Consider the following 5835-nt stretch of genomic DNA (forward strand, 5'->3'; position numbering starts at 1 on the left):
GGCGACGTGGCACGCGTCAATCCAGGACAACTCGGCCGCTACTGGGCACCGGTCTACGCACGCATGGTCACCACCTACGGCCCCAACCCCCACGGCGCCGAATCGCACTCCTTCCGCTACTTCGAACTCTGAGCTTATTTGTCGCGGCATGCGCTCAGGATTAGGGTCTTGCGTTCTTCCTCAGACTTCGTCTTTTAGCGGGGGAAAGAAAGTGCCTTGCTGGCCTCTGCACTCGAAGCGCAGCTGCTGGTGCGAACGCGTGGAAACCCTTCGATTAAACCTGCCGACAGTTCTACCCGAACGGACGGCCCCGACGGTGCCATTGTTTTAAGAAGACGATTCCAACCGCTCGGATCGCTTTGCTCCCGGATGACCACTACATCCGTTTTTCATTAGAGGTGCGGCAACGCTCTCAGCTAAGGCCTCGCTTGGCGGAGGCTTCGCAACGGATCTTGCTCGAGATCTCCGGTTCACGCCGAAATATCTATCTAGGCGCAGTGCGGCATTCATTTCGAGCCGTGAATTCGGCTAATCCTGCTGGTCAGCGGCAATTAGCAGGCAGATGCTGCATTTCTTCGTTTACGACTTCAACGATTCACCAATAGACCAGGCGGCTTTAAGCCGTCTAAGGGAGACTGTTATGAGTAAAAATCTTTCTGATGGCGTTGGTCATCTGGAACGGTCAATCGACTGGAAGCAGGGCCTGGCCATCGCATTGGGTGTGCCCCTGCTGATTCTGCCGTCTCTGGGCTACCTGCCGATGTATCTGTCCGCGGCTGCCATCCTCATCTGGGGGCTATCAGTCATTCAGGGCTTTTTTCAAAACACCGCGTACGCCGAAATGGCCACCACCTTTCCCAAGGCCTCAGGCCTGCCGGGTTTCGCCCAACAAATATTCCGAACCGACAATTACAAGGGCAAGTACGACAAGGGCAAACTGATCGGGGGCTTCAGCGCCTGGAGCTACTGGTTCGCCTGGAATCCCGTACTGGCAATCTTCGCCATCCTCGTCGGCGGCTACCTCCATGGGCTGTTCCCGGCACTGGGGCAAACCTTTACGGAATATCAGCTCTCATTGATTTCTGGTCTGCTAATTTTCGTGGGACTGTTCGTGGTCAACTGGTTCGGGCTCAAGGATGGCGCCATCCTTGGTTACATTCTGGGTGCATTTTCCCTGATACCGCTCGTGATCCTCACGGTCGCACCATTTGCCACCGGACACGTTGACCTGGCTAATATCACCGGCAACTGGATGCCCACGGACTGGGCCTGGGACGCACACCATATCCTGATCCTCTTCGGCATCTTCGCAATCGCACAGTGGAGTGCTTGCGGGTGGGAAACCGCAGCCATCTATGGTCCCGAATACAAAAACCCCGCCAAGGATGTCCCCAAAGCGCTTTTTGCGTGCGGAATCATCTGCCTTTTCTCGTACGTACTGGTACAGGCTGCAGTGATCGGAGTGCTGGGTGTTGACGGAGTGGCGGCGGAAGCGGTGTCACCGCTGATTCCGGTCGCCCAGGCTACCTTTGGCCAGGCCGGGTCGGTTGTCACGATCATCATGCTGATCGCCGCCATGATCCTGATCATCCAAACGGCTTACCTCGGTTCCTCCCGGGCCCTGCATTCCATGTCGGCAGAAGGCAACCTGCCCAGATCCCTCGGCAAAACGAACCGCCACGGAACTCCGTTCGTTGCCCTGCTCGTCACCGCAGCATTCAATATGGTGCTGATATCCATGGGGTCCCTGTCGGCCATCCTTGCTGCCGCCGCGATCGGCTACACCTGTGCCAACGGCATCAGCCTGTTTGCCTACGTCAGGGCCAGGAAGCACCCGGCGTTCGCCCACCTGGAACGGCCTTTCAAGGCACCCAGGGGCTGGAAACACGTGGCCATGCTTTTCGGCCTGTTCAACCTGCCGCTGTGCCTGGTCGGCGTCGTCTACCTGAACAGCTTGGAGATCGGTTGGACCTCAACCTGGCTCGGCTTCATCGTACTGGCTCTTTACATACCAATCTGGTTCTATTCCCAGCACGAATCGAGGCGCTCAAGGCTTAAAGCAGGCACTGCCCGCCCCTCGGAAAGCGGTGCAGATGCTGCTGCAGGGGGTCTGGAGAAAGTTCCAAGCTCCTAGTTGACATCGGCTGCGTGTGGCTTGAGCCGGCCGAAACGCGGTGGGCTCACATCGCAGAAACACCGCTGGACTCAGTGACAGGTTTGTAAGAGCATGTGAGTCTCGCAGGCGCCCGGCTGGGATTGTCTCAGTCGGGCGCTTGCGTGGACACGCGCATGCTGCCATTCAAGGTGGCGACTGAAGCGACAATGCAGAATACTCTGCAAAGCGACTCTTCAGCACTCTGCCTGGTGCCACCCGTCGCATTGGCAACAATCGATGCTCCCCTGCGCCGGAAGAAGGATCTTTCGAGTGGGAGCGGATCCGTGTCTGCAATCCGCGGACCTGTTTTTGGAAACAACCGCCCAGGGGACCTTTCCAGCTCGTATCTGGCACGCCCGCCAGCATGTCCACCCCGGCAGGGGCTCAACGTATAATCTCGCGTGTTATCCCGAACGGAACCTGGTCAGACAAGGCGGCTGTATAGTGTCCCGGCTTGTTCCGGGCGATCAGGATGCCGCGCCTTCCCGTGCGCATTGCCAACTCCTGGAGGTTCTTCACGGCTTCATCAAGACGATCATCCAGAGCGCGACGGTTCGTGACGTGGATGTCAATGGAGTCAAGGATGGCGGTCATGGCCCTTCTTTTCTGTGGGATGGCGGCGATTACTGGCTAAAGCCCGTCTACGAACTACGGACACCCATGGGTGAACATACGAAGAAGTGTGGTTGCTCAACAGGTGCGAACGGCACGATGAGCCACCGCCCGCCGTAGAACTCGACATATGAGTCTGCGGAGCAGTTTGCGTAGGCCTCTTCACGGGTCATGATCTTTCACCTTCTAAATCTGGACGTGAACCGCACATCGGTTCCTGGGGAGAACTCCCGAAGGATCCGCAGTCCCATTCCTTAGGGGAAACCCGCAGAGCTTTGGGGTGTGATTCAGCTCACCTAAGCCCATCCAGTTTGACATGAACGCGTGTATCAGTCAAGTGTTCAAGACAGCGGTTTTTTTGTCGGCACGGCCAGCCGGGCCGGGCATAGGAGGCAGCCGGTCCGGTGTGATTAAGGCAGCAGCGACGGCAGTGAAGGCCGGAGCGCGGATTGCAGCCTTCACCACCAACTTGGATTCACCGCGTGCCGGCCTGGCCGGCGCAGTGGTGATCATTCCCGCCGCCCAGAAAACTGACCACGGCACGAGCGTTTCACGCCAGTACGCCGGGTCGCTCTTCGAGCAGGCGCTCTTCGTGGCCACTGAGGCCATCTTCCATTCGCTCTGGGACAACGACGGCCAACCGGCGGTGGAGCTGTGGCTGGGCCACGCCAACCTCGAATAGCCACCCACCTACTTCTACAAACCACGTTCTCTATAGAAAGAAAACAAGCATCGTGAAGCTTCAAAGTGCCATTCACCTGCTGACCACCGATGCTGCCCTCGAACTGGCCGGCAAGGTTGCCGAGTACGTGGACATCTCGAACTCGGCACCCCGCTGATCAAGGCCGAAGGCCTGTCCGCCATCACGGCCGTCAAGGAAGCACACTTCGGACAAGATCGTTTTCGCCGACCTGAAGACGATGGACGCCGGCGAGAGCTCGAAGCCGACATCGCCTTCAAGGCCGGCGCTGACCTGGTCACCGTGCTCGGTGCCGCCGATGACTCCACCATCGCCGGTGCGGTCAAGGCAGCCCAGGCCCACAACAAGGGCGTGGTCGTGGACCTCATCGGCATCGAGGACAAGGTCACCCGTGCCAAGGAAGTCCGCGCCCTGGGTGCGACGTTCGTCGAGATGCACGCTTGGGGGACGGCCCTTCCATGACTATGGGAGTGATGATATCTTGTCGGGCCAGATACCACCGGGGGAAGGGTTGCGGGACCACGGCGACGAGGATTCCGGGATCCGCTTTGGCTCCTAGGGGGCCGGGTACGCAGGCGGAAGTCGGGGAGGTGGCCATGGACTCAGGCTCTGGCTATTCCTTTCCTTCAACGAGTCCACCCGGAAGCCTGCGAGCAGTTGATCCTGGACGTGCACCTCGCCCAGTCTGGGGCGAAAGGGCCCGGGCCTTACACGCCCGGAAGCTTGGTTCCCCGTCTTGGCTGAGGGGCTGCCAGCCCGGGCCGGACGGCGTGGTGATGGGTATGCCTGCGCAACCGCCAGCAAAATCTATCAGCCACCGACGCATCAGTGGACTCGGTGAACGAGACATACTGCAGGTCGCCTTGAAATACATAGGGCATGCAAAGGCCGAGGACACCGATCTCGCTTAGGCCCACTTGACCTAGTCGCCGCCCTCCTGCAGCAGGTGACACCGGCCCCGGCGGGGAAGGCGCTTGCGATCCGTCCCGCACTATCCTGTCCGTGGTCTGGGGGAACCGTCGCTGCACGCCCTGGTCATCGTCAACCGGCCGGCACTGGCATCCGCAGGGTCAGTGCCCTAGAGGCCGGCTTTCACCAGAAGTGCATCCACCATCATGAAGAAGTGGGCGCGATGGTCCGTACCCTTCGGATCAGTGATGTATTGAATGGCCGCTCCGTCATAGATCATCAGAAATGACCTGACCAGGGCGGGCATCCCAATGCGGCACTGTTCCCCGGTGCTTTCGCACGCGGCAGAGAACATGTTTCCCAGTTCTACCTCATACGCTGGGTAGATTTTTGCAGCCACCGGGCTGGAGGCGGCATTGCGTGTCGCCCACAAAATGAGTTCGAACTCCGCGAGGAGGCTCGCCGGCTCTTCTTCCAAGGAGCGCCAATAACCTTCAGCTACCTGTTCCACAGTCTTGCGAAGCCCCAGGTGAACAGGAAGGTCGCGAGAAAACCGGCCCAGGTTTTTCAACCAGGCTCCCGCGGCCGCCTCCATGAGTTCGTCCTTATCCGCGAAGTTGTAATGTGCGGCGGCCAGGGGTGCTTTGGCCTCCTTGGCGATGGCCCGCATGGTCACGGACTGCACGCCCTCCCGCCTCATCAGTTCTACGGTTGCTGCAATCAGCTGTTCTTTTCGTTCGTAAGAGGGTACCCGCATGGCTCACTTTCCCGTCTCCGGGTTTCCCCCGGTAAGGATTCTTCTTAAGAGTATTGCTTTTAACTCGGCTGAACCATCGACTGGAACAAACGTCCCTGTATTATTTCCGGCCACTCTATAGACCGCCTCTCACCGCCGGCTGATCCCCAACTGCCGGTCACGTTGACAATCCTGTTTAGTGCTCGAACGTGGGTAGCATTGTTCGCAGGAAAGCTGCGCCGTAGATAATCACCGTCTAAGACCCGGGTTCACGCCAGGCGCACTCCCCGGGTCCGACTGCATCCGCGAGCTCGACCGAAACCGGCCAACGTGTGCCGCCACCGGCCTGCACTGGGCAGGCAACTCGGCCACCTCCCGTCGTCCAGCAAGCGGTAGTCATTGCCCCAAGGGCTCAATCATCCAAACACGCCAGGGCATGGCAGCGGGCGCCTGGAAGTCGACCGGGTGGACCCCCGACGCTGCATTGCTTTGGGAGGTCCCCCCGGACTCGGCGCCACGACTCCAGCCCAGAACTGGGATGAGGTTCTTTCAGGACGCACTTATTGGCTGCAGGGGCTAGAACTACTTGACGGCCAGTTCGTCGATGGCGTCGTGGGTGTTGGTGTTGATGTCTTGGGAGGTGCCGTGGAGGTAGCGTTCGAGGGAGTCGTCCATGGCGTTGAGCCAGCGGGTGTGGTGTTTGGTGGCCATGGTGCCGGTGAT

The 5835-nt window shown here is 59.4% G+C and carries 4 protein-coding genes and 1 pseudogene; 3 read left to right on the forward strand and 2 right to left on the reverse strand.

Translation table 11 applies throughout. The features are described 5' to 3' along the window. Nucleotides 1–640 precede the first annotated feature (640 nt). A complete protein-coding gene (locus AC5RWD_RS22940; RefSeq protein ID WP_494022224.1) occupies nt 641–2134 on the forward strand; it encodes an APC family permease in 1494 nt (497 codons plus the stop codon). 405 nt (nt 2135–2539) lie between these two features. Here the strand turns inward: AC5RWD_RS22940 and AC5RWD_RS22945 are convergent, their stop codons facing one another. Continuing rightward, entirely contained in the window at nt 2540–2749 is a 210-nt protein-coding gene (locus tag AC5RWD_RS22945) for a hypothetical protein (RefSeq protein WP_494022225.1), read from the reverse strand. Nucleotides 2750–3173: 424 nt separating this feature from the next. On the opposite strand from AC5RWD_RS22945, the gene AC5RWD_RS22950 reads away from it, so the two are divergent. Further along, a complete protein-coding gene (locus AC5RWD_RS22950; protein ID WP_494022226.1) occupies nt 3174–3449 on the forward strand; it encodes a phosphoheptose isomerase family protein in 276 nt (91 codons plus the stop codon). Nucleotides 3450–3501: 52 nt separating this feature from the next. Next, a pseudogene (locus tag AC5RWD_RS22955) lies at nt 3502–3908 on the forward strand (orotidine 5'-phosphate decarboxylase / HUMPS family protein); the annotation flags it as partial. A gap of 637 nt (nt 3909–4545) precedes the next feature. On the opposite strand, the gene AC5RWD_RS22960 reads toward AC5RWD_RS22955, so the two are convergent. After that, nucleotides 4546–5133 (reverse strand): TetR/AcrR family transcriptional regulator, encoded by a 588-nt coding sequence (locus AC5RWD_RS22960; RefSeq protein ID WP_494022227.1) that lies wholly within the window; start codon nt 5131–5133, stop codon nt 4546–4548. Nucleotides 5134–5835: the final 702 nt, after the last annotated feature.

The organism is Arthrobacter sp. CMU6 (assembly GCF_059090205.1).